Below are 25612 nucleotides of genomic sequence, written 5' to 3'. Positions count from 1 at the left end.
TATGCGGACTAAGGCGGACTAAGCTAAGAAGGAAGAGACAGGTAGAGATATGGACACACAACAGATAAAGAAATTTACCAGAAACTGGTGCATACTGGTTGGATCGGTATGTCTTATTGCTGGAATTGTTATAGGAATATTTATAGGAAGAGCGGGAGGATTTACCAACTCCAAGGCATCTCCGGGGCTTTCCTATGAATCGGGATATACGCTCGAGGATACGGAGATAACCAGTCTTATATATGACAATTACTGGAACTATATACCGACAGCGTACATCAATGTCGGAGAACTCGGCCCTGATGCGCTGCTGTACAAGATCAGCGACAAGGTGGAGAGAAACAATCTCGATGTTGAGAAGTTCTACACGGGCGACGATGGATATATGCATTACAGCGATGACAATATAAAGGACACACTGGTGGGTGTGGATCTGTCAACATTCCAGTCAGACATAGACTGGGAGACTCTGGCGAAGAACAAAGACATAGATTTTGTTATGCTCAGAGTGGGTTACAGAGGCTACACGCAGGGCGGACTGATGCTGGATTCAAGCTTTGAGGACAGCAAGGCGGCCGTCATCAAATACAAAATACCGACAGGGCTTTACTTCTTCACCCAGGCGATAACATATGACGAGGGTGTAGAGGAAGCGAATTTTGTCCTCAAACAGATAGGCAAGATGAACGTCAAGTATCCTATAGTTATCGACTCGGAGCTTATCGGCGACAGTGAGGCGAGAGGCGACAACGCATCGAATGATGAGAGAACGGATGGCATAGTCGGCTTCTGTGAGACGATAAAGGCGGCAGGCTACACGCCAATGATATATGCCAGCAGGAATATGTTCGCACAGTGCCTTGACATGGACAGACTCGGGGATTACGAGCTGTGGCTTGCACACTATGCAAATGTTCCTAATTTCCCATACAAATATACAGGATGGCAGTACACCGAGTCCGGAACCGTTGACGGTATATCCGGAGACGTGGATCTGGATCTCTGGTTCAAATAATAAACCTTGAATAAACGTGTTATCACAGCCCCGGTTGTTACATATTATAAATGGAATAAACAACCGGGGCTGGATGTTTTATATGGCAACAAAAATTATGATAGATGCCGGGCACGGCGGATATGACAACGGTGCATCGTATGAGGGCAGGCTTGAGAAAAACGATAACCTGAACCTGGCGCTGGCACTTGGGGATGAACTCACCCGCAGGGGATATGATGTGGTATACACCAGAACGGAGGATGTATACGATTCTCCGGTCCGCAAAGCACAGAAGGGAAATGAGAGCGGAGCAGATTATTTTATATCGCTTCACCGCAACTCTGCACCGGAGGCCAACAAGTACAGCGGAGTGCAGACCCTTGTCTACGATAAAAGCGGAGTGAAATACAATCTTGCACAGGAGATCAACAGCGAGCTTGAAAAGCTGGGCTTTCGAAATATAAATGTTGAGGAGAGGCCGGGGCTGGCGGTGCTGCGCCGGACTGAAATGCCCGCAGTGCTCATAGAAACAGGCTTTATCAACAATGATTACGACAATTACCTGTATGATTACAATTTTGAAGCCATAGCAGACGCAATAGCAAATGCTGTGGACGAGACGATCGGCGCGTGAGTCTGGCAATAAACGGATCTGCAGCAGGCTGTGCAAAAAAATTAAAATAATTATTGACATTGTATTTGCGGTGTGTTACATTGAACAACGATGAACTGCCGAAGACAGTAGGTGCCCCAGGGCGTAAGATGTTATATCACCTACCGAGGAAAGATATCGTTATTGAATTAACAATCTACTCTCAGGTCTTAGGGCTTTGAGAGTTTTTTTATATCTTGGAATGTGCAGTCATTAGTAAAATAAGGAGGCGCATTATGGCAAAGGTAGAGTTAAAGAAGCCAATAGTAGAAGAGATCAAGGCAAATCTTGAAGGCGCTGCTACTGCAGTAGTTGTAGACTATCGTGGTCTTACAGTTGAGCAGGATACACAGCTCCGTAAGAATTTAAGAGAAGCTGGTGTTGTATACAAGGTATACAAGAACACAATGGTTAACTTCGCTATCGAGGGAACAGAGTTCGAAGGCCTTAAGGGTTGTTTAGAGGGACCAACTGGTCTTGCAATCTGCAAGGATGACGCTACAGCGGCTGCAAGAGTTCTTGCAGACTTCGCAAAGAATGCCCCAGCTCTTGAGCTTAAGGGCGGCGTTGTAGAAGGTACATTCTACGATGCAGAAGGAATCCAGGTTATTGCAAAGATCCCTTCAAGAGACGCGCTTATTTCCAAGTTCCTTGGAAGTATCCAGTCACCTATCGCAAACTTCGCTCGTGTTATCAAGCAGATCGCAGAGCAGAAGGAGGCTTAATATTAAGCCTGATAGAACATCTGATGTATATATCGGCACTGCCGGGATCATATGCTGTCAGATATTCAACTGTCTATATCATGGACAAAGGGTATCCGCATGATACGAGAATGATGTGTGGATGCATTACAAAATAACAAATTATATTATATGGAGGAAAAACATAATGACAACTCAGGAAATTATTGAAGTAATCAAAGGTTTATCAGTATTAGAGTTAAACGACTTAGTTAAGGCTTGTGAAGAGGAGTTCGGCGTATCAGCAGCAGCAGGTGTTGTAGTTGCAGCAGCAGGTGCAGACGGTGCAGCAGCAGCCGAGGAGAAGGATTCATTCAACGTAGAGCTTACAGAGGTTGGTCCTAACAAGGTTAAGGTTATCAAGGTTGTTCGTGAGCTTACAGGCTTAGGTCTTAAGGAAGCTAAGGACGCTGTAGATGGTGCTCCAAAGGTAATCAAGGAGGACGCTACTAAGGAAGAGGCTGAGGAAGCTAAGACAAAGCTCGAGGCTGAGGGCGCTAAGGTTACATTAAAGTAATTTGATCCTTATTTTATTATCAGACTTTATTCGGCCTGGCGGAGATGGATCTCATCCCGCCGGGCCGGTTTTTCTATACATCTTTTCTCAATTAATAAAAAAATCTAAAAAATTTCCAAAATATAGTTGACAAATATTGCATTTGCTGTTAGGATAGTAAACTGTCACTATTATGGCTTCGTGTGCATACACATCATAATATGGTGATAAATGGCTTTAAAACACTTATTTAAACTAAGGTTTGTCTTAAAAAGCATAAAAATAAATTCCAAGGGGTGAATGTGTCGATGGAAAAGAACAGAATTAGTCCTGTCAAGTCTGGAAAAGGCTACAGAATGAGCTACGCTAAGCAGAAGGACGTCCTGGAGATGCCTAACTTCATAGAGGTTCAGAAGAATTCATACAACTGGTTCTTAACTGACGGTCTGAAGGAAGCATTCAGGGATATTTCTCCTATCACTGATTACTCTGGACAGTATAGTCTTGAGTTCGTAGATTTTCAGTTCTGTAAAGATGACTTGAAGTACAGTATCGAGGAATGCAAGGAGAGAGATGCAACATATGCGGCGCCTCTCAGAGTCAAGGTCAGACTCAGAGTCGGAGATGCTAAGGAGATGTCAGATCATGAGATATTCATGGGTGATCTTCCTCTTATGACAGAGACAGGAACATTCGTTATCAATGGTGCAGAGCGAGTTATAGTAAGCCAGTTAGTGCGTTCACCTGGTATTTACTATGATATAACACATGATAAGGTTGGTAAGAAGCTGTATGCATGTACAGTAATTCCTAACAGAGGTGCATGGCTGGAGTATGAGACAGATTCCAACGATGTATTCTATGTTCGTGTGGATAGAACCAGAAAGGTACCTGTGACTGTTCTTATCCGTGCACTTGGTCTTGGAACAGATCAGGAGATCGTAGATTTATTTGGCGAGGAGCCAAAGATCATGGAGAGTCTTAACAAGGATCCTGCAAAGTCATATGCAGAGGGCGTGGTAGAGCTTTACAAGAAGATCAGACCAGACGAGCCTTCAGTAGTTGAGAATGCAGAGAGCCTTATTAATGCTATGTTCTTTGATGCGAGAAGATACGATCTTGCAAAGGTTGGACGTTACAAGTTCAACAAGAAGCTTGCTCTCAAGGCTCGTATAGCAGGACATGTCCTTGCTGAGGATGCTATCGATCCTAGCACAGGAGAGGTTATCGCTGAAGCTGGAACAACAGTATCAGAGGAGCTTGCAGACACAATTCAGGATGCAGCAGTTCCTTATGTTATGATCCAGACAGAGGAGAGAAACGTTAAGGTTCTTTCTAATATGATGGTCAATATTGCCAACTATGTGGATTTTGATCCTGCTGAGCTTGGCATTGTGGAGAGAGTATATTATCCGGTTCTCGAGGGACTCCTCGAGGAGTATGGCGATGATACAGAGAAGCTCAAGGCTGCCATAGAGAGAGACATGTCAGACCTCGTACCAAAGCATATTACAAAGGAAGACATATTTGCTTCCATAAATTACAACATTCACCTCGAGTATGGCATTGGTAATGACGATGACATCGACCATCTGGGCAACAGACGTATCAGAGCGGTTGGAGAGCTTCTTCAGAACCAGTATAGAATCGGTCTTTCAAGACTTGAGAGAGTTGTAAGAGAGAGAATGACAACACAGGATGCTGAGTCTATCACACCTCAGTCCCTCATCAATATCAAGCCTGTAACGGCTGCTGTTAAGGAGTTCTTCGGAAGTTCACAGTTGTCACAGTTTATGGATCAGAATAACCCTCTGTCAGAGCTGACTCATAAGAGAAGACTTTCAGCCCTTGGTCCTGGTGGACTTTCACGAGACAGAGCCGGATTCGAGGTCCGAGATGTACACTATACACATTACGGTAGAATGTGTCCTATCGAGACCCCTGAGGGTCCTAACATCGGACTTATCAACTCACTGGCTACATATGCGCGTATCAACGAGTATGGTTTCGTTGAGGCTCCATATAGAAAGCTTGATAAGACAGATCCTTCTAACCCTGTTGTTACAGATGAGGTTGTTTACCTTACAGCAGACGAGGAGGACAGATACAGAGTAGTACAGGCTAATGAGCCTATAGATGAGAATGGACACTTTGTCAAGAACAATGTATCAGGAAGATTCAGAGCTGATACAACCGAGTTCCCTAAGTCAAAGGTTGATCTCATGGATGTATCACCTAAGATGGTATTCTCAGTTGCTACATCGATGATTCCATTCCTTCAGAACGATGATGCTAACCGTGCCCTCATGGGATCAAACATGCAGCGTCAGGCGGTTCCTCTTATGATGACAGAGTCAGCAGTGGTTGGAACAGGTATGGAGGCAAAGGCTGCTGTAGATTCAGGTGTCTGCGTCGTTGCCAAGAGAGATGGTGTTGTAGAATATTCAAACAGCACAGAGGTCTGTGTAAGAGCAGATGAGGATGGAACAAAGGATGTATATCACATCATCAAGTTTGCACGAAGCAACCAGGGTAACTGTATGAACCAGAGACCTATCGTGTTCAAGGGTGACCACGTAAAGGCTGGAGAGGTTATCGCAGATGGCCCTTCAACATCTGGCGGAGAGATCGCACTTGGTAAGAACCCACTGATCGGTTTCATGACATGGGAAGGTTACAACTACGAGGATGCGGTTCTTCTCAGCGAGAGACTTGTACAGGATGATGTATACACATCAATTCATATAGAGAAATACGAGTGTGAGGCTCGTGATACCAAGCTTGGTAAGGAGGAGATCACAAGAGATCTTGCAGGTCTGTCAAATGATGTCCTCAAGGATCTTGATGAGAATGGTATCATCAGAATCGGCGCAGAGGTTCGTGCCGGTGATATCCTCGTTGGAAAGGTTACTCCAAAGGGAGAGACTGAGCTGACAGCAGAGGAGAGACTTCTTCGTGCCATCTTCGGTGAGAAGGCAAGAGAGGTAAGAGATACATCACTGAAGGTTCCACACGGAGCATTCGGTATTGTTATAGATGCAAAGGTATTTACACGTGCTGATGGAGACGATCTTCCGGCAGGCGTAGACAAGAAGGTCAGAGTATATATAGCACAGAAGAGAAAGATCCAGGTCGGAGATAAGATGGCTGGTCGTCATGGTAACAAGGGTGTAGTTTCACGAGTGCTCCCTGTTGAGGATATGCCATTCCTTCCAAACGGACGTCCTCTTGATATCGTGCTTAACCCACTGGGCGTTCCTTCACGAATGAACATCGGACAGGTTCTCGAGATCCATCTCGGACTTGCTTCACAGGTTCTTGGATTCAAGGTATCCACTCCTGTATTCAATGGTGCTACAGAGTTTGACATCATGGATACACTGGAGATGGCCAATGACTATGCAAATGGTACATGGGAAGACTTCGAGGCTAAGTACAAGGATACAGTAAAGCCTGAGGTTATGGATTACCTCTACACGAACAGAGACCACAGAGCAGAGTGGAAGGGCGTGCCTATCAACAGAACAGGTAAGGTTCAGCTCCGTGATGGTAGAACAGGTGAGAACTTTGATGCCCCTGTAACTATCGGTTACATGCATTACCTCAAGCTGCACCATCTGGTTGATGATAAGATCCATGCTCGTTCAACCGGTCCGTACTCACTGGTAACACAGCAGCCACTGGGTGGTAAAGCTCAGTTTGGTGGACAGCGTTTCGGAGAGATGGAGGTTTGGGCTCTTGAGGCTTATGGTGCTTCATACACACTGCAGGAGATTCTGACAGTTAAGTCTGATGATGTTGTAGGACGTGTTAAGACATATGAGGCTATTATCAAGGGCGACAATATACCAGCACCTGGTGTGCCTGAGTCATTCAAGGTACTTCTCAAGGAGTTCCAGGCTCTCGGACTTGATGTAAGAGTCGTAAGAGAGGAAGAGGACGAGGAAGGCAACAAGAAGATGGTTGAAGTTGATCTCAGCGAGACCATGGAAGCTTATGATTACAACACAAGTATCAAGAGACTTCTCAGCGACAGATCATCAGACAGAGACGATGATATGGATGAGAGCGATGCACCTGAGGTGTTCAGAGGCGATGACGCAGATGAGCTTCAGGCAAGCGGATTCTCAGAGGTTGATGAGAACGGCGATATAAGTGATATGGAAGACCTCGGCGATTCAGATTATATGGATAATAATGAGGAAGAATAAGAAAGGAGCTTTGTAAGATGCCAGAATACAATGTAGACAATGCAGAACAGGAAAAGTCATTGAACTTTGACGCAATAAAAATCGGACTTGCATCTCCTGAAAAGATAAGAGAATGGTCACATGGTGAGGTAAAGCGCCCTGAGACTATCAACTATAGAACACTTAAGCCTGAGAAGGACGGTCTGTTCTGTGAGAGAATATTTGGACCACAGAAGGACTGGGAGTGTAATTGTGGTAAGTACAAGAAGATCAGATTCAAGGGAATCGTGTGTGATAAGTGTGGAGTTGAGGTAACAAAGTCCAACGTTCGTAGAGAGCGTATGGGACATATTGAGCTCGCTGCTCCCGTATCACATATATGGTACTTCAAGGGAATCCCTAGCCGTATGGGACTGATCCTTGATATATCACCAAGAGTGCTTGAGAAGGTACTGTACTTCTCATCATATATAGTAACAGATCCAAAGGATACTCCGCTTGCTTACAAGCAGATCCTCAACGAGCAGGAGTTCAGAGAGGCAGAGAAGGAGTATGGTTACGGTTCATTCGTTGCAGAGATGGGCGCAGAGGCTATACAGAAGCTTCTCAAGGCAATAGACCTTGATGCCGAGAGCGCAGAGCTTAAGAAAGAGCTTGAGACATGCAGCGGCCAGAAGCGTACAAGGATCATCAAGAGACTTGAGGTAATGGAGGCATTCAGAACATCAGAGAACAGACCTGAGTGGATGATCATGAATGTAATACCTGTTATCCCACCAGATATCAGACCTATGGTACAGCTTGAAGGTGGAAGATTTGCAACATCAGACCTCAACGATCTGTACAGAAGAATCATCAACAGAAATAATCGTCTCCGCAGACTCCTTGATCTCGGTGCTCCTGAGATCATCGTGAGAAATGAGAAGAGAATGCTTCAGGAGGCAGTTGATGCACTTATAGATAACGGTAGACGTGGACGTGCGGTAACAGGCCCTGGTAACAGAGCACTGAAGTCACTTTCAGAGATGCTGAAAGGTAAGCAGGGACGTTTCCGTCAGAACCTTCTTGGTAAGCGAGTTGACTACTCAGGACGTTCAGTTATCGTAGTTGGACCAGAGCTTAAGATTTACCAGTGCGGTCTCCCTAAGGAGATGGCTATCGAGCTGTTCAAGCCATTTGTTATGAAGGAGCTTACAGCTACAGGTAAGGCAAACAATATCAAGCAGGCAAAGAAGATGGTAGAGAAGCTTGAGCCACAGGTTTGGGACATTCTTGAGGATGTCATCAAGGAGCATCCGGTTATGCTTAACCGTGCCCCTACACTTCACAGACTTGGAATCCAGGCATTTGAGCCAGTGCTTGTAGGCGGTAAGGCTATAAAGCTTCACCCACTCGTATGTACAGCCTTCAATGCCGATTTCGATGGAGACCAGATGGCTGTCCATCTTCCACTTACAGTAGAGGCACAGGCTGAGTGTAGATTCCTTCTGCTTTCACCTAACAACCTGCTGAAGCCATCAGATGGTGCGCCTGTTGCCGTTCCTTCACAGGATATGGTACTTGGTATCTACTATCTGACAATGGAAAAGGAAGGCGAGATCGGAGAGGGAAGATATTTTAAGTCCAAGAATGAGGCAATACTTGCATATGAGAATGGTGGAATTACACTTCACACCAAGATCCATGTAAGAAGAACCGGTGAGTTCGAGGGCGAGGAAGTTACAGGTGTTATCGATACAACACTTGGAAAGCTCCTCTTCAATGAGATCATTCCACAGGATCTCGGATATGTAGACAGAACTGTTCGTGAGAACGCTCTGAAGCTTGAGATAGATTTCCATGTAGGAAAGAAGCAGCTCAAGCCAATCCTTGACAAGTGTATCAATACACACGGTGCAACAAAGACTGCAGAGGTTCTTGATGATGTCAAGGCAATAGGATATAAGTATTCAACAAGAAGTGCTATATCAGTATCTATTTCAGATATGAAGGTGCCTGATGAGAAGAAGGATATCCTTGAGGATGCACAGAAGCTCGTTGACCAAATCACCAAGAAGTTCAGACGTGGTCTTGTTTCAGACGAGGAGAGATATCAGGCAGTAGTTAAGATCTGGGAGAAGGCAGATAAACATCTGCAGGATCTCCTGTTCGCAGGCCTTGATAAATATAACAATATATTCATGATGGCTGATTCTGGAGCCCGTGGTTCTAATCAGCAGATCAAGCAGCTTGCAGGTATGCGAGGACTGATGGCAGATACAACAGGTAAGACCATTGAGCTCCCAATCAAGTCTAACTTCCGAGAGGGACTTGACGTTCTGGAGTATTTCATTTCGGCGCATGGTGCTCGTAAGGGTCTGTCAGATACAGCTCTTCGTACAGCCGATTCAGGATACCTGACAAGACGACTTGTAGATGTATCACAGGATCTTATAATCAGAGAGCCTGATTGTAGTATAGGAAGAGATTCAATTCCGGGTATGGTCATTGAGGCCTTCAGAGAGGGCAAGGAAATGATCGAGGAGTTTCAGGAGAGAATCACAGGACGTTACCTTGCAGAGTCTGTATATGATGCAGAGGGCAACATGCTTGTCAAGATAAATCATATGGTAACTCCTAAGAGAGCTGAGCTCATTGTTAAGAAGGGTGTCGATGCCAACGGCGTTCCATTCACCGTTAAGGATGACGATGGAAACGAAGTTGTAAGATCAGATGCAAAGCTTAAGATCAGAACAGTCCTCACATGTAAGTCACACCTCGGTGTGTGCGCAAAGTGCTACGGTGCGAACATGGCAACAGGAATGCCTGTACAGGTTGGTGAGTCAGTTGGAATTATCGCTGCACAGTCAATCGGTGAGCCTGGTACACAGCTTACAATGAGAACATTCCATACAGGTGGTGTTGCCGGTGGCGATATCACACAGGGTCTTCCAAGAGTTGAGGAGCTTTTCGAGGCCAGAAAGCCAAAGGGACTTGCGATCATTGCAGAGTTTGGCGGAAAGGTACAGCTCCGTGACAACAAGAAGAAGAGAGAGGTTGTCATAACAAACGATGAGACAGGTGAGTCAAAGGCATATCTTATTCCTTATGGTTCACGTATCAGAGTTCTTGATGACCAGGTACTTGAGGCTGGTGATGAGCTTACAGAGGGATCAGTTAATCCACATGATATCCTTAAGATAAAGGGTGTTCGTGCAGTTCAGGATTACATGCTCCGTGAGGTTCAGAAGGTTTACAGACTTCAGGGTGTTGATATCAATGATAAGCACATTGAGATCATCGTAAGACAGATGCTTAAGAAGATCATAATTGATGAGCCGGGAGATTCAGATTATCTTCCAGGAACACAGGCAGATCTGCTTGAGTTTGAAGATACAAATGAGAAGCTTATCGCAGAGGGCAAGGAGCCTGCAACTGGAACACAGATAATGCTTGGTATAACAAAGGCATCACTTGCAACTGATTCATTTATGTCGGCTGCATCATTCCAGGAGACAACAAAGGTTCTTACAGATGCTGCGATCAAGAGTAAGGTTGATCCACTTATCGGACTTAAGGAAAACGTTATCATCGGAAAGCTTATACCTGCTGGTACAGGAATGAAGAGATATCGTTCAGTAAAGCTTGACACTGATATGGAAGAGCTTAACTTCTTTGATGAAGATGAGGATACAGATGATTACGAAGAGTTAGAGAATGTAAATTCAGAGGAGATCGTATTTGAGACCCTTGATACAGCCGGAGATGCTGACGAAGAGTAATCACTCATTTGCTTGGATGTATATAAAAAAGTAGTGGCTGCGAAGTTGCTCGACATGAAGGATATAAGGGGAATCCGGGATATGTCAATTTCTCATAAAGGTATTCAGATATACCTGTGAGAAATAGGATATGCCGGATTTCTTTTTGGAAATATTTAGTAAGAAAGAAATGGAATAATATGGCTGCTGTAAAGAAAATCAATAAAGAAGGTATATTAGAAGCGGCGTATAACCTTGCCAGAAGAGAAGGAATTGCCGCAATAACAGCAAGAAAACTGGCAAAAGAGATTTCCTGTTCAACACAACCAATATATGAGAATTTTGTTGATATGGGAGCTGTTATAGAGATTACAACAGAGCGTATAAATGAGGTTTACGGTTCCCTGAAGACAAGTCTGTGTAAGAAAGAGAATGCGGATTATGTCAGCCAGACCACTATTCTCTGTGAGTTTGCAGACAGTGAGAGGGTGTTGTTCAGACAGCTCGTTGCAGACAATGACTCGGGACATGGACTGTTTAAGGATACCAGGACAGAGAAGATGTTAGTTGAGACACTTCACTGTGATGAGATTGTTGCAGATCAGATAAATGAGGAAATGCACAAATATATAATGGGACAGGCGTTTCTTGTAAATGAAGGTTATACAGAATTTGATCAAGCCAGACTGGCAATGGAAACAGAGAGAGTCTTTGAGTTCGTTAAGAAAATATTTGTCAAATAAATGCTTGACAGAGAAAATACTCGACTATATAATGATAAAGCATGCGTAAAAACATGCTTTATCATTTTTAATTTATATACAGGAGGTGAAAACATGCCAACATTTAACCAGTTAGTTAGAAAAGGAAGACAGACAGTAGAGAAGAAGTCAACTGCACCAGCTCTTCAGAGAAGTTTCAACTCACTTAAGAAGAAGCCAGTAGAGACAAGCTCACCACAGAAGAGAGGAGTTTGTACAGCAGTTAAGACAGCTACTCCTAAGAAGCCTAACTCAGCTCTTAGAAAGATCGCCAGAGTACGTCTTTCAAACGGAATCGAAGTAACAAGTTATATCCCAGGTGAGGGTCATAACCTTCAGGAGCATAGCGTTGTACTTATCCGTGGTGGAAGAGTAAAGGACTTACCTGGTACAAGATACCATATCATCAGAGGTACTCTTGATACAGCAGGTGTAGCAAAGAGACGTCAGGCTCGTTCAAAGTATGGTGCAAAGCGTCCTAAGGATGCAAAATAAAACATGCTAGAACACAATTCTAATTTGTGCTGGTAAGGTCATGTTTTTATATAGATAATAATTCAGATAGAAACAATTAAGACAGATAACAGCACGAACACATTCCATAATTATATAGAGAATGTGAGTACCGAAGATTTAATAAATAATTAAGGAGGGAAGAACCGTGCCACGTAAAGGACATATCGCAAAGAGAGACGTATTAGCGGATCCAATTTACAACAATAAGGTCGTTACAAAGCTTATCAACAACATTATGTTAGATGGTAAGAAGGGTGTAGCACAGAAGATCGTCTACGGTGCATTTGATCGTATCGCAGAAGAGACTGGTAAGCCTGCATTAGAGGTATTCGAAGAGGCTATGAACAACATTATGCCACTCCTCGAGGTTAAGGCTAGACGTATCGGTGGTGCAACATACCAGGTACCTATCGATGTAAGACCTGACAGAAGACAGGCTCTTGGACTTCGTTGGTTAACAGCTTTCTCACGTGCAAGAAGTGAGAAGACTATGGAAGAGAGACTTGCGAAGGAGATCATGGATGCAGCTAACAACACAGGTGCATCTGTAAAGAGAAAAGAAGACATGCACAAGATGGCAGAGGCAAACAAGGCATTCGCTCACTACAGATTCTAGTTATCTGTGTGAGAATGCATTTGTATGCATGCTTATGTGTATATGGGACACAATAGATGTGTTACGAAAAATAGCAAAAGGAGGACAATCCGTTGGCTGGAAGAGAATATCCATTGGACAGAACAAGAAACATTGGTATTATGGCTCATATCGATGCCGGTAAGACAACTCTTACAGAGCGTATCTTATACTATACTGGTGTTAACTATAAGATTGGTGATACTCATGACGGTACAGCTACCATGGACTGGATGGAGCAGGAGCAGGAGAGAGGTATAACAATTACTTCAGCTGCTACAACATGCCATTGGACACTTGAGGATCATCACAAACCAAAGGCTGGCGCGTTAGAGCACAGAATCAACATCATCGATACTCCGGGACACGTTGACTTCACTGTTGAGGTTGAGCGTTCACTTCGTGTACTTGACGGAGCTGTAGGTGTATTCGATGCTAAGGCTGGTGTAGAGCCTCAGTCAGAGAACGTATGGCGTCAGGCTGACACATACAATGTACCTCGTATGGCATTCATCAACAAGATGGATAAAATGGGTGCAGACTTTTTCTACTCAGTTCAGACAATCATTGATCGTCTGGGCAAGAATGCAATTCCAGTACAGATCCCTATCGGAAAAGAGTCAGACTTCATCGGTCTGATCGATCTGTTCGAGATGGAAGCATACTACTACAAAGATGATAAGGGCGAGGACATCGAGATCACAACTATCCCTGATGACCTTAAGGAGCTTGCAGACAAGTGGCATGAGAACCTTGTCGAGAAGATCTGCGAGTTAGATGACGACTTAATGATGATGTACCTTGAGGGCGAGGAGCCATCAATCGATGAGATGAAGAAGGTTCTTCGTAGAGCAACTATCGCAAGTGAGGCAGTTCCTGTATTCCTTGGTTCAGCTTACAAGAACAAGGGTGTTCAGAAGATGCTTGACGGTGTTATCGAGTACATGCCAGCACCAACAGATATCCCTGATATCACAGGTGTTGATCCAGACGGTAACGAGGTTGTTCGTCATTCATCAGATGATGAGCCATTCTCAGCTCTTGCATTCAAGATCATGACAGATCCATTCGTTGGAAAGCTTGCATTCTTCAGAGTTTACTCAGGTACACTGAACTCAGGTTCATATGTACTGAATGCAACAAAGGATAAGAAGGAGCGTGTAGGACGTATCGTACAGATGCATGCCAACGCTCGTAAAGAGATTGATAAGGTTTACTCAGGAGATATCGCAGCTGCTGTAGGTTTCAAGCTTACAACTACAGGTGACACAATCTGTGATGAGCAGCATCCAGTTATCCTTGAGTCAATGGAATTCCCAGAGCCAGTTATCGAGCTTGCTATCGAGCCTAAGACCAAGAATGATCAGGGTAAGATGGGTGAGGCACTCGCAAAGCTTGCTGAGGAGGATCCTACATTCAAGGCTCATACAGACAAAGAGACAGGACAGACAATCATTGCCGGAATGGGTGAGCTTCACCTTGAGGTTATCGTTGATCGTCTTCTCCGTGAGTTCAAGGTTGAGGCAAACGTTGGTGCACCTCAGGTTGCTTACAAGGAGACATTCACAAAGCCAGTTGATATCGACAGCAAGTATGCTAAGCAGTCAGGTGGTCGTGGACAGTACGGTCATTGTAAGGTTAAGTTCGAGCCTATGGATCCTAACGGTGAGGAGACATTCAAGTTCGAGTCAACAGTTGTCGGTGGTGCTATTCCTAAGGAGTACATCCCAGCAGTTGGAGAGGGTATCGAAGAGGCAGCTAAGGCTGGTATCCTTGGCGGCTACCCAGTACTTGGTGTTTATGCTAACGTATACGATGGATCATACCATGAGGTCGATTCATCAGAGATGGCATTCCACATCGCTGGTTCTATGGCATTCAAGGAGGCTATGGCTAAGGCTGACCCAGTTCTTCTTGAGCCTATCATGAAGGTTGAGGTTACAATGCCTGAGGAGTACCTCGGTGATGTAATCGGAAGCTTAAATGCTAAGAGAGGACAGATCGAGGGTATGGATGATATCGGCGGTGGTAAGATCGTCAGAGCATTCGTTCCACTTGCAGAGATGTTCGGATACTCAACAGAGCTTCGTTCATCAACACAGGGTCGTGGTAACTACTCAATGTTCTTTGAGAAGTACGCTCAGTGTCCAAAGAGCATTCAGGAGAAGGTTATCGCAGAGCATTCTAAGTAAGATATTTGACGAAAGACATTTTCCTGGTCTTTCAGGTCATATAAATAAAAAATTATATATGCTGGCAGGTTAAAGATTACATATCGTTAGCCTGCTAGTATAAAGAGATAAAAAATGGTTGAAAATCTCTAGTATTTTCTATATAATGATTTTTAGCCGAGTAACCCGCGTGGGGTATAATTTTTAAGGAGGATTTTATATCATGGCAAAGGAAAAGTTTAATAGAAGTAAGCCACATTGTAACATCGGTACAATCGGACACGTAGATCACGGTAAGACTACTCTTACAGCTGCTATCACAAAGGTTCTTTCAGAGAGAGTTGCTGGTAACACAGCTACAGATTTCGAGAACATTGATAAGGCTCCAGAGGAGAGAGAAAGAGGTATCACTATCTCTACAGCTCACGTTGAGTACGAGACAGAGAAGAGACATTACGCACACGTTGACTGTCCAGGACATGCTGACTACGTTAAGAACATGATCACTGGTGCAGCTCAGATGGATGGTGCTATCCTTGTTGTTGCTGCTACTGATGGTGTTATGGCTCAGACAAAGGAGCATATCCTTCTTTCACGTCAGGTTGGTGTTCCTTACATCGTTGTATTCCTTAACAAGTGTGATATGGTAGACGATGAGGAGCTTATCGAGCTCGTTGAGATGGAAGTTACAGAGCAGCTTGAGGAGTACGGATTCAATGATTGTCCTATCGTTAAGGGTTCAGCTCTTAAGGCTCTTGAGGATCCAATGGGACCTTGGGGAGACAAGATCATGGAGCTTATGGATACAATTGATTCATATATTCCAGATCCACAGAGAGATACAGATAAGCCATTCATCATGCCTGTAGAGGACGTATTCACAATCACAGGTCGTGGTACAGTTGCTACTGGTAGAGTAGAGGCTGGTGTAATTCACCTCAATGATGAAGTTGAGATCGTTGGTATCAAGCCAGAGATCCAGAAGACAACAGTAACAGGTATCGAGATGTTCAGAAAGCTCCTTGACGAAGGTCAGGCTGGTGATAACATCGGTGCCCTTCTTCGTGGTATCAAGAGAGAGGACATCGTAAGAGGACAGGTTCTTTGTAAGCCAGGTTCAATTACATGTCATACAAAGTTCACAGCACAGGTTTACGTTCTGACAAAGGACGAGGGTGGTCGTCATACACCATTCTTCAACAACTATCGTCCACAGTTCTACTTCAGAACAACAGACGTTACAGGTGTATGTAACCTTCCAGCTGGTACAGAGATGTGCATGCCTGGTGATAACGTAGAGATGACAATCGAGCTCATCCACCCAATCGCTATGAGCCAGGGTCTTACATTCGCTATCCGTGAGGGTGGTAGAACTGTAGGTTCAGGAAGAGTTGCAACTATCATCGAGTAATCGCTGATAAACCGCATAAATAAAGGATTTTCAGACCTTCGAGGGTTCGCCCTCGGAGGTCTTTTTTTCTGCTTGAAAATGGGTTTTGACCCTATTTTGACCCTATTTTAGAGCAAAAAATGAGCTTTGACCCTACAAATGACACAAAAAGTTCCAGAGGGAAGTTCTAAAAACAGAGAGGGTACAGATAGGATATTAAGGGTACAGGGGATAAAATACTTTGACATACACGTAGATGCGTGTTAATTTGAATACAGAAAAAGGTGCTACCGACAGACGGTTAGCCCAAGAAAATTAGTTTGACAAAAATGCCGCTTAGTTTTCCAGACGTGGGCGGTTACTTTTGTGGTTTATTACTATCTTTACCGAATGTGTATCCGGCACAAAAGCAGGTGATGCCGAAGCCCACTACTGCAATGAAAATTGTCGAAAAATAAAAATTTATAAAAATTTTATAATTATTTTTTCTGCTCATATATGAGCAGATTTTTTTTTGAGATAAGAAAAATCTACTCGTTTATGAGGAGATTTACAGCCTTTTGTGGTCGTTTGACTGTGTATAGAGGAGAAGGTATTATATATACAGAGAGGAAAAAACGTACACCAAACGGCATAAATGCCCCAACATAAATTTAAGGAAAGGATGTGATGGCATGGAGAAAATATATTATTCTGCTGATGATTTGATAGGCTTACTTGGGATCAGTCGCTCAAAAGCATATCAGATGATAAGAAGCCTGAATGCAGAGCTTGAAGCAAATAATTACATCACCATTCCCGGAAAAGTATCACGAGCTTATTTTAATGAGCGATGGTACGGTATGAGTTGTGCATAAGTTCTGAGCAAAGGTGTTAGCCTAGCTAACACCTTTGTTTGTTGAAAGGGGTTGATTTAATGGGTGTGTATAAAGACGACAAGACCGCAAGTTGGTTTTGTAAGTTCTATTTCAAAGACTGGCAAGGTGACAGACACCAGACTACTAAGCGGGGGTTTAAGACAAAAAGGGATGCTTTACGCTGGCAGGCTGATTTCATTGCAAAAGAAAATAGAAGCATGCATATTTCATTTGAAGCATATGTCAAAATATACTTTGAAGACAAGAAGAACAAGCTTAAAGAACGTACTGTCTATAATAAAAAGTACATGATTGACAAGCATATTCTTCCGTACTTCAAGAACAAGAAAGTTGATGAGGTTACATCATCGGATATCATCCAGTGGCAGAATGCCATGGAAGAGAAAGGCTATTCACAGACATATCTTCGCATGGTACAGAACCAGCTTACAGCATTATATACGCACGCTGCAAAGATATATGGTCTTAAAAATCCCTGTGTAAGTGTTGAGAAGATGGGAAAATCAGATGCAGACCATATTGATTTCTGGACAAAGGAAGAATATGACAGGTTTATCTCTGTTGTAGATAAGTCTGATAAGTATTACGTGCTTTTTGAATTGCTGTTTTGGACAGGTATACGAATTGGTGAAGCTCTTGCGCTTACAATATCAGATTTTGACTTTGACAGGAAGGAGCTTCGCATTACTAAGACATACTACAGGCTGGAAAGAAAGGATATTATCACTGCTCCTAAGACTGAGAACTCCATACGATCAATCAGTATGCCGGATTTCTTACTGGAAGAGGTAAAGGACTACTATAACCGGCTGTACAAGTACCCGAGGAATGAGAGATTGTTTCCTGTCGTACCTAAGGCAGTAGAAAATAAGTTTAAGCGTGATATTGAAAAAGCCGGTGTTAAGCGCATCCGTATTCATGACTTACGGCATTCCCATGCATCATATCTGATAGATCGGGGTGTTGATGCGATGAGAATTAAGGAAAGATTAGGTCATAAGGATATTAAGATCACGCTGAATACATACGGACACCTCTATCCGAACAAGCAGAGAGAATTAGCCAATATGCTTGATGCTGCAAAATAACGTTATACAGTGCATTAACAGATAGTATCTGTTGATGCATTTTTTTTGCCTCTAATAGCCGTTGCATAAATTGCAAATGGCTTTTATGCATCTTGTGATGCTCAATCGAAGAACAAAAATCGAAAGAGAGGTAAAGTAAAAATGGCAAACGACCTGAAAGAGTTGACAGATTTTGCAAATGAAGTGAGGGATCTCCTGCTTGGAAAGTATGACGATGTAGAAGTTCAGAAGGTAGTGAAGAACCACGATGAGATACTTGTAGGGGTTACAGTCCGCACTAAGAATAACCGTGTATCGCCAAATGTCTACCTAAACGACTACTACAGACGCTACATGGACAATCGCATGTCCATACAGGATGTAAGTGTCGAAGTCCAGAGGATAGTCGATGAGAATACAAAGGATGCGATGGCAGCAAATATTGATCCGTTTGTGTTCTTAAACAAATCGGAGCTTTTGAAAAGAGTCATTGTAAAGCTGACCGGCACAGATAACAATGAGCAGTATTTATCTAACTGTGTCTATGTGCCTGTAGCAGATGGTCTTGTCGCTGTACTGCATGTGTTTGTAAGTATAAGTGACAAAGGGATTTACACATCAAAGCTTACGAAAGAGATGCTTGACGTCATCGGCATGCCGCTTGAAGTTGTGTACGAAATAGCAAAGCGTAATACGCAAATGAAATTTCCGTATAGTGTAAGGAGTCTTGCTAGTTGGATAAAGCGTGTGTGCGGCGAAGATGCAGTTGAAAAGATCAACATAGATGACAAGGTATACATTATCACAAATATCGTAGGCATAAACGGAGCGTCCGTTATTCTGTATGATGATGTGTTAAAGGCGTTCTGCGAAGATCATAGGTGTGACAGAGTTTACATCCTGCCATCAAGTATACATGAGCTTTTCCTTATCCCGGAGGACGCTTTTGTTGACAAAACAGGTATGTTAGAGATAGTTAGATCTGCGAACAAGACCTTGCAGGACTCCGGAAGCTATCTGTCTGATGACGTTTTCATGTATGACGCTTCGAGTAATAAGATATCCAATATTACCAAATAGGTATTGACTTCATCCTTTGAACTGTGCTATATTGAAAACCGTTCCCATAAATGGGAGTGATTACAAGTTTATAAAGACCTTTTTAAGGCATCAGAGAGTATTTCACGCTAGAAGTGTACCCTCTGGTGCCTTTTCTTTTGCAAGAAAAGAGCGTGAAATATGCTCTTTGACAATAGCATATAGCGAAGATGCAGTTGCAGCGTCTACAGTCCGAAAGCAACAGCGGTCTCTGTCCGGCTAAAGATTTCAGAGAGGAAAGACACAGTTTGTCACTACAGATTATCAGATTTCTAAGGAGGAAATATATATGTTTAGAGACCCAAGTATAGGTATTGGTGGCAAGGATGGAAGCAGGCTTGTCTCGATGGAAGATTACATGTTTAACGATAGAAAACTCTGGCTTCAGGGGAGAATTACACCTGATACAGTGGACTCCCTGCTTAGTCAGCTTATAATTATCGAAGAAGATTGCACCTTTTCAGGTATCATCAATCAGATTGATGTTAATGTGACGATCTACATAAGCAGTCCCGGTGGCAGCCTTACATCACTTAACTTGTATGATTATCTGCTTCACACTCCGTTGAAAATCAGAACAGTTGTGACAGGATATGCGTACAGTGCTGCTGCTTTGGTGTTCCTTGCCGGTTCTGAGCGATGCCTCATGCCATATAGCCGTGTGATGTTCCATGAGCCGTGTTTTTCAGGTGGTAGTATCTCAAATGAGAGCATAGAGGGAATAGATTATATCTGCGACGATCTAAAGAACCATAAAGAAACGGCACTCAACATTATATCTGAGCGAACAGGGTTAAGTAAGAAAACGGTTCGTGGCAAGATAACTAATCGTAAATGGTTCTTAAATGCCGATGAAGCTGTAAAGCTTGGCATTGCAGATAAGATTGTACACTCATTATAGAAGTTAGGAGTTATATAATATGGAAGCTCCTGACGAAAGCCTTGACACTCCCCCCTACTGACTCCTTCCCCTTTGCTCTTAAGGTATGGAGAGAGTTTATAAGAGAGGAACAGAGATTAAAGATAATTATATAACCGAAAAATGTGGACGTGCCGAGCGTAAAGCTCGGTCAGTCCACATTTTTTTTTTACAAGGGAAAAGTAGGGTGAGACATGAGACACGCAAAAAATATACTTTTTTATTTTTTACATGTATGAAATTTTAAAAGTTTAAAAAATTGAGTGTCTCGTGTCTCATTAAATTAACTTCCCGGTCTTTTATTGATATTCGTCTATCTTATCATCAGGTATATATTCGAGGATATCATACACGTTACAATTAAGCAATCTACAGAGGGAGTCGATAGTAGTTGTGTTGACTGGATTGCCGTGTTTGATACTGTAGTAATTAGTTCTTGAAAATCCCAGCTTTTCAAGACGGTAAGAGGTTATTCCTCGCTGCTTCATGGTGTTAAAAAGAGGTTTATATGATATCAAAGTTTACTCCTCCGTTTCGTAATTATATATAATAAAATTCTATAATTGTGTACGATAAATGAAAATGTAAGAGATAACGTGCGTACGGCAACCTTTACATATTGAAGAAACTATGATATAACAAAGTCGATATAAAAATTATATAGCCCTAATTTGACCCACAAATGGGCTATATCTAAATTAAATGGACTTATATTGGTCTCCAGATGGGTTATTTAATTAGTAATTGGACTTTTGCTGGTCTCCAAGTGGGTTATATTCTATGGAAATGGACTTATATTGGTCTCCAAGTGGGTTATTTAACCGGTATATGGACTTATATTGGTCTCCAAGTGGGTTATTTAACCGGTATATGGACTTATATTGGTCTCCGAATGGGCTATTTAACCGGTATATGGACTTTTACTGGTCACGAAATGGGTTATTTAATTATAAAATGGACTTTCTGGAGTCTCGAAATGGGCGAGATTATCAATGCTTTATAGCATATTGGGTTACATTGACGTAGCAGGTATTAAAGATTTTGGTATGAAAAGTTAGTCGATCTTGTGATTATGGCTGCTCCATAAAGTATGAATATACCACAATATAGTAGTAAATATAGTACATCAATGATGTAGTGAAAATAGGGTGACAAAAGCTATTTTTTTCGGGGGTTTTATCATTTGCACCCCTGTGTCATCGACATGCCTGAGCAGGTTACTACCTGCACTAGCATTGATGCGGTTTATGAGCCTTAAGGTAACGAAGGTTACCTTAATTGCACCCCCTTTTAGGCATCGAATTGCACCCTGCGCAAGCATTGATAAATAAGGCATATCGCCATTTGGAGTTAAAAAGTCATATTTTTCGAGAAAAAAGTATAAAGGGCATAAGAGACACTGACACATCAGACAATATATATATATATTGTCTGATATGGTCGGCACAGCCGACGGTGTTGTGTCTGAGACACACTTTCATCTCCATTTCATTTCGGTGAAAGCTCTTACTGCACGGAAAAAAACTAAGGGTGTTTTTTTCCGCTTGCTCATGAGCAGATATATAGTTGCACAGCAACTGAATATCTGTTCACGAGTGCCCTATAAATTATCGTAGATATAATTTGGTTCTATTATACATCCTCAGTCGGATGTTCGGTAGAGATATAAAATTTCTATATTTTTATGGGGGAGGGATTTAATTATGTAATCCGTGTTATAGGCAAATTCTAAAAAGACTCAACTGTCACTAATAACATTTTTAAGCTTCATCCGTGACTTACATAAAAGTCGCAATAACACAGAAAGGTAAATTAAGGTGATCTATCATGAATAAGAAAATATTAACTGCAGCAGCACTCACACTCATGCTCGTAGGCGGTGCTATCTCACTCGTTGGCTGCAACCACAAGAACGTAAACGTAGGTACTAACGGTACCACTGCATCAAGCACTGATGCAACCACTGAAACAAAGGTAACTATCAACACTAAGGATGTAGATAAGGACTATTGGAAGAACCTTGTAGGTGATGACCATAACGTAACTATCACATCCAAGGATAAGAACACAGACTCTAAGTCTGATAAGACTTCTGATAAGGCAGCAAAGTCAGGCAAGACTGATAAGGCAACTGCCGATAAGACAGATAAGAAGCCATCAGAAAACGTATCGGAGGAGCCTAAGGCTACCACAGAAAAGCCAACCGAAGACACAACCAAGGCACCTGCTCCACAGCCAACTGAGGAGCCATCAACTGAAAAGACTGGTTGCTCACATAACTGGGTAACTGAACAGAAGGTAGTTAAGGATGCCTGGGACGAGACCATCGTCGATGAGCCTGAGAAGACTCAGAAGGTTAAGGTAAAGGACGCATGGGATGAAAAAGTATGCGTTAAGGATGCTTATGATGAGAAAGTTTGCGTCGGCGAACGTGTAATTCAGAACGATACTGGTGAAGATGTAACTGGTGTTGGACTCGAATGGTGTGAAGAACATGATTGTTTTATACACATGCTCGGTGATGGACCATGCAGAAGCAATAATCACGTTGAAGAAATATATGAAACTAAGCATCATGCTGCACAGTACAAAACAGTTCATCATGATGCTGAATATACAACTAAGACAATTCCGGCTAAGACACACACTGTACACCATAAGGCTGAATATGTATCTATACAGAAGTGTTCTAAGTGTGGAGCTACTAAGTAGTTCTGCACTTAGATATGCTGTTTCATATAACAATTACACTATAACAGAAATTCATTGATTAATCAATGAATTTCTGTTATTTATTTGCATCATATCCTTAACATCTTCACCAGAAAGGAGCATCATTCTAATGCGACCAATCGACGCCGACATCCTAAAGCATGCCTTGTCAGAAAGTTCACTTGTCAGTTCCCATGATCTACTGACACTTTTCAATATCATAAACAATTAGCCTAGCTCAGATGTCAGGGGTTTTGTTTGCTGAGATATATTTACAAAGATAACAAATTAGTTTACTATATGTACGGTAAGTAGTACACATGATAATGGGTTATAGAGGGAGGTTTTTTATGGCAGGAAAAAATGATGCGCAGATCGCACAGGTGAAAAAGGTGAAGGAGTTTAAGAGGCAGCATAAACTATATTTCTTTAGATTGTGGTTAAACCACTGGCTCGCAGAAGGTGAGCTGGGATCGCTTGCTTTTCTGATATCTGCGCCGGCAGCTTTTTGGTTTGGGCTTAATGCTTACTTTGGTGAAAAAGACTGCCTGTCATATACGATTATCTTTGGAACTATATTTCTCTTTCTTCTTACAAGGAAGCCGGTATATAAACTTATCTGGCGCTCAGGTGCGAAAAAGGGATATTGGGCTGTGATTAGTAAATGTCTTGGCAACTTTTATATCAGCTATTACGATAACTCATCCTTAAACCAGATAATAAAGCTTTTGAAAAGGGGGAAGGCTTCTTCAGTAGGGCAGGCAATAGCCATACTTGAAGCAAAGAGAAATCCACCAAAGAAAGTAGAAGCTAAAAATGAGAAGTCCTATCTTAAAAGGTTTATTGAGTGGCGAAAGAAACAGAAGAAGAAGGATCAAGAGGATATAGACAGGATGGTTAAGGAGAAACTTCGGCAGTGGAATGTTGAAGGTATGACAGATAGTATTGACAGGTTTTGGGGTACAGGAAAATATCAAAACACTAACAATTACTATTATGAAGAGAAACAGGCTAAGAAAGAAGCTGCATACCTTGAATATTACGCAAGGAAACAGGAAGCCTACAATAGAAATTCCTATCAGGCTAAGACTGCAAGAAACCGGGCGAATGCAGCGGCTGCACGTGCCAAGCAGTATAGGTAGTAACAAAGCCTTTAAATATATAGTACAAAAAAACATAGATTTTGTATCATAGATTAGATATAATAAAATATAATGATGCAATATTATAGTTTGTAATTTGATTTTTATTTAAAGGAGTTTGGTGTGAATGCAAAAGAAGCCTAAAAGTATAAATGCGTTAATGGCATATATGCGAGATACAAAAGGATTAAAAATTTTAGGAAGTGGTGATAAGAAAAAACTTAGATATATGGGATATTTCCATGGGTATAAGGGATATCGTTATCATAATAATCCGACAAATATGTATACATTTAATTCCTTTGATGAGGTGCAGGCGATTTATGAGTATGATATGGCAATTAAGACGATGTTTTATCCAGAGATAATGTTTCTGGAAACGACGTTTAAAAACTATGTATTAGAAGTTATTTTAGAGGAAGCAAACAGTAAACGATTTGCGGATATTTATGCAAAGCTATTAACGGATTACAAGTCATATCCGATAGGCAGTGATGGATACAAAAAGGCTATAAATAAGAGGATGAATCTTAGAAATAAGGTGTACAGCCTTATTTCCAGAGACTATGGCAAGCGGTTTATAGTAAATCATTATTATGATAAAGACCAGCCACTTCCTATATGGGCGATATTTGAATTAATTTGTCTTGGCGAATTTGGTACATTTATTGATTGCCTTGCCCCTGATGTTAGGAAAAAGGTTTCTGAGAGCGTTGGTATAAAGGTTGTATATGACGGAGATGGTAAGCTATTACCAATGATAGTGTATACATTAAAGGATTTAAGGAACTCCGTAGCTCATAATAATATAATTTTTGATACCCGATTTAAAACAGGTAAAGTAAGTAGGAGAATAGATGGATTTATAAGTGCTGAAACAGGAATTACTAATATTAAGTTTGACTCTATTGTTGATTATGTAATTCTCATAAGTTTCATGATGAAATTATTGAAATGCCCAAAGAAAAAAATTATGTCGTTTATCAAATTGTATGAAAAAAACTCTGAAGAGTTGAGAGCAAAGGTTTCTACATCCATTTTCAATACTATTGTATACACGGATACTAGAACAAAGCTAGAACTACTAAAAAAATATTTATAATATATCATAAAGAACTATTGCATAAAAGCCTTTAGTATGGCATAATATATTACAGAATTGCGGCGGACGTCTGCGGACTATGCCTAAGGAAGTTGGATGCGTCCGGCTTCCTTTTTTTTATAGTTACGAGGTCTAGTTGATGACTGTGGTCATTACCTAGACCTCTTTTTTTATTGTGGTATCTCTTTGGTCTGGTCAAGCGCTGCCTCGTCTGATGACGAGCGTAATGTCGCTTGACTTATAAGATATATTTTGCCATCTGATTTTACTGCCGGGAGTTATTTGCCAGATATTCATAAGTTACCATAGTTAGCATCTTATTTTATCTCCTTGATATTTTCAAATAGGCACCTCGTGGGGGGGTGCCTGAAACGGATATAAAAAATAACTGGTTTATATAAAGC

The 25612-nt window shown here is 42.0% G+C and carries 19 protein-coding genes and 1 other annotated feature; of the genes, 18 read left to right on the top strand and 1 reads right to left on the bottom strand.

From position 1 onward, the window contains the following. Positions 1-49 precede the first annotated feature (49 nt). The 15 genes from DWW70_RS05165 to DWW70_RS05095 all read left to right on the top strand — a co-directional run bounded on the left by DWW70_RS05165 (position 50) and on the right by DWW70_RS05095 (position 20234). Complete coding sequence (locus DWW70_RS05165; RefSeq protein WP_022216759.1) at positions 50-1015, top strand: glycoside hydrolase family 25 protein; 966 nt, start codon at positions 50-52, stop codon at positions 1013-1015. Positions 1016-1097: 82 nt separating this feature from the next. Then, on the top strand, positions 1098-1631 hold the full coding sequence (locus DWW70_RS05160; RefSeq protein ID WP_015534198.1) for an N-acetylmuramoyl-L-alanine amidase family protein: 534 nt from the start codon (positions 1098-1100) through the stop codon (positions 1629-1631). Positions 1632-1711: 80 nt separating this feature from the next. After that, positions 1712-1849, top strand: a sequence feature (ribosomal protein L10 leader region). Between the two features lie 36 nt (positions 1850-1885). Then, the gene (gene rplJ, locus DWW70_RS05155) at positions 1886-2374 is read left to right on the top strand and encodes a 50S ribosomal protein L10 (protein ID WP_015534197.1); all 489 of its coding nucleotides are present in this window, start codon (positions 1886-1888) and stop codon (positions 2372-2374) included. Between the two features lie 166 nt (positions 2375-2540). Beyond that, entirely contained in the window at positions 2541-2909 is a 369-nt protein-coding gene (gene rplL, locus DWW70_RS05150) for a 50S ribosomal protein L7/L12 (protein ID WP_015534196.1), read from the top strand. 287 nt (positions 2910-3196) lie between these two features. After that, the gene (gene rpoB / locus DWW70_RS05145) at positions 3197-7099 is read left to right on the top strand and encodes a DNA-directed RNA polymerase subunit beta (RefSeq protein WP_118649372.1); all 3903 of its coding nucleotides are present in this window, start codon (positions 3197-3199) and stop codon (positions 7097-7099) included. 17 nt (positions 7100-7116) lie between these two features. Beyond that, positions 7117-10839 (top strand): DNA-directed RNA polymerase subunit beta', encoded by a 3723-nt coding sequence (rpoC, locus tag DWW70_RS05140; protein WP_015534192.1) that lies wholly within the window; start codon positions 7117-7119, stop codon positions 10837-10839. Between the two features lie 179 nt (positions 10840-11018). Further along, positions 11019-11561 carry a hypothetical protein gene (locus DWW70_RS05135; RefSeq protein ID WP_118649371.1) on the top strand — a complete coding sequence of 181 codons (543 nt, stop codon included), beginning with the start codon at positions 11019-11021 and terminating at the stop codon, positions 11559-11561. A gap of 93 nt (positions 11562-11654) precedes the next feature. Continuing rightward, positions 11655-12074, top strand: coding sequence for a 30S ribosomal protein S12 (rpsL, locus tag DWW70_RS05130; RefSeq protein ID WP_004850608.1), 420 nt, complete (start codon positions 11655-11657; stop codon positions 12072-12074). A gap of 166 nt (positions 12075-12240) precedes the next feature. After that, entirely contained in the window at positions 12241-12711 is a 471-nt protein-coding gene (rpsG, locus tag DWW70_RS05125; protein WP_004850607.1) for a 30S ribosomal protein S7, read from the top strand. A gap of 92 nt (positions 12712-12803) precedes the next feature. Next, complete coding sequence (fusA, locus tag DWW70_RS05120) at positions 12804-14921, top strand: elongation factor G (RefSeq protein ID WP_118649370.1); 2118 nt, start codon at positions 12804-12806, stop codon at positions 14919-14921. A 202-nt stretch (positions 14922-15123) separates the two neighbouring features. Then, positions 15124-16311, top strand: a complete 1188-nt coding sequence (tuf, locus tag DWW70_RS05115; protein ID WP_004850603.1) for an elongation factor Tu — start codon at positions 15124-15126, stop codon at positions 16309-16311. A gap of 653 nt (positions 16312-16964) precedes the next feature. Further along, entirely contained in the window at positions 16965-17147 is a 183-nt protein-coding gene (locus DWW70_RS05110; protein ID WP_055271913.1) for a hypothetical protein, read from the top strand. A gap of 59 nt (positions 17148-17206) precedes the next feature. Next, on the top strand, positions 17207-18256 hold the full coding sequence (locus DWW70_RS05105) for a site-specific integrase (protein ID WP_055271912.1): 1050 nt from the start codon (positions 17207-17209) through the stop codon (positions 18254-18256). Between the two features lie 141 nt (positions 18257-18397). Beyond that, the gene (locus DWW70_RS05100) at positions 18398-19315 is read left to right on the top strand and encodes a DUF5688 family protein (RefSeq protein WP_118649369.1); all 918 of its coding nucleotides are present in this window, start codon (positions 18398-18400) and stop codon (positions 19313-19315) included. Between the two features lie 307 nt (positions 19316-19622). Then, positions 19623-20234: an ATP-dependent Clp protease proteolytic subunit gene (locus DWW70_RS05095; RefSeq protein ID WP_118649368.1), complete on the top strand. Its 612-nt coding sequence runs from the start codon at positions 19623-19625 to the stop codon at positions 20232-20234. Between the two features lie 317 nt (positions 20235-20551). On the opposite strand, the gene DWW70_RS05090 is transcribed toward DWW70_RS05095, so the two are convergent. Then, a complete protein-coding gene (locus DWW70_RS05090; RefSeq protein WP_082419695.1) occupies positions 20552-20770 on the bottom strand; it encodes a helix-turn-helix domain-containing protein in 219 nt (72 codons plus the stop codon). Positions 20771-22079: 1309 nt separating this feature from the next. Between DWW70_RS05090 and DWW70_RS05080 the strand changes: the two genes are divergently transcribed. The 3 genes from DWW70_RS05080 to DWW70_RS05070 all read left to right on the top strand — a co-directional run bounded on the left by DWW70_RS05080 (position 22080) and on the right by DWW70_RS05070 (position 25208). After that, positions 22080-22964, top strand: coding sequence for a hypothetical protein (locus DWW70_RS05080; protein ID WP_118649366.1), 885 nt, complete (start codon positions 22080-22082; stop codon positions 22962-22964). 350 nt (positions 22965-23314) lie between these two features. Continuing rightward, positions 23315-24106, top strand: coding sequence for a hypothetical protein (locus DWW70_RS05075; RefSeq protein WP_118649365.1), 792 nt, complete (start codon positions 23315-23317; stop codon positions 24104-24106). 127 nt (positions 24107-24233) lie between these two features. Beyond that, positions 24234-25208 (top strand): Abi family protein, encoded by a 975-nt coding sequence (locus DWW70_RS05070; protein ID WP_118649364.1) that lies wholly within the window; start codon positions 24234-24236, stop codon positions 25206-25208. Positions 25209-25612 lie beyond the last annotated feature (404 nt).

Origin of the sequence: Coprococcus sp. AF16-5, assembly GCF_003479365.1 — a bacterium.
GTDB lineage: Bacteria > Bacillota > Clostridia > Lachnospirales > Lachnospiraceae > Coprococcus > Coprococcus aceti.
The sequence above is the reverse complement of the archived record's forward strand: the minus strand, read 5'-3'. Positions and strand labels throughout refer to the sequence as shown.